The organism is Citrobacter sp. GW821-FHT07H02, from assembly GCF_059418505.1.
Genome location: NZ_JBWKPZ010000034.1, coordinates 1 through 1,088, shown reverse-complemented (window position 1 = coordinate 1,088; position 1,088 = coordinate 1). Strand labels below are relative to the sequence as shown.

The following is a 1,088-nucleotide window of genomic DNA, read 5'->3' as shown; positions in this document are numbered from 1 at the left end:
CAACATAGCCTTCTCCGTCCCCCCTTCGCAGTAACACCAAGTACAGGAATATTAACCTGTTTCCCATCGACTACGCCTTTCGGCCTCGCCTTAGGGGTCGACTCACCCTGCCCCGATTAACGTTGGACAGGAACCCTTGGTCTTCCGGCGAGCGGGCTTTTCACCCGCTTTATCGTTACTTATGTCAGCATTCGCACTTCTGATACCTCCAGCAACCCTCACAGGTCACCTTCAACGGCTTACAGAACGCTCCCCTACCCAACAACACATAGTGTCGCTGCCGCAGCTTCGGTGCATGGTTTAGCCCCGTTACATCTTCCGCGCAGGCCGACTCGACCAGTGAGCTATTACGCTTTCTTTAAATGATGGCTGCTTCTAAGCCAACATCCTGGCTGTCTGTGCCTTCCCACATCGTTTCCCACTTAACCATGACTTTGGGACCTTAGCTGGCGGTCTGGGTTGTTTCCCTCTTCACGACGGACGTTAGCACCCGCCGTGTGTCTCCCGTGATAACATTCTTCGGTATTCGCAGTTTGCATCGGGTTGGTAAGTCGGGATGACCCCCTAGCCGAAACAGTGCTCTACCCCCGAAGATGAATTCACGAGGCGCTACCTAAATAGCTTTCGGGGAGAACCAGCTATCTCCCGGTTTGATTGGCCTTTCACCCCCAGCCACAAGTCATCCGCTAATTTTTCAACATTAGTCGGTTCGGTCCTCCAGTTAGTGTTACCCAACCTTCAACCTGCCCATGGCTAGATCACCGGGTTTCGGGTCTATACCCTGCAACTTAACGCCCAGTTAAGACTCGGTTTCCCTTCGGCTCCCCTATTCGGTTAACCTTGCTACAGAATATAAGTCGCTGACCCATTATACAAAAGGTACGCAGTCACCCTGATAAATCAAGGCTCCCACTGCTTGTACGTACACGGTTTCAGGTTCTTTTTCACTCCCCTCGCCGGGGTTCTTTTCGCCTTTCCCTCACGGTACTGGTTCACTATCGGTCAGTCAGGAGTATTTAGCCTTGGAGGATGGTCCCCCCATATTCAGACAGGATACCACGTGTCCCGCCCTACTCTTCGAGTTCACA

General features: G+C 52.6%; 1 rRNA gene (running past one end of the window). It reads right to left on the bottom strand.

Annotated features, from left to right (window positions below):
* A 23S ribosomal RNA gene (locus AC07NP_RS21765) occupies positions 1-1,088 on the bottom strand; its annotated part reaches 1,564 nt to the left of the window's first position; the annotation flags it as partial.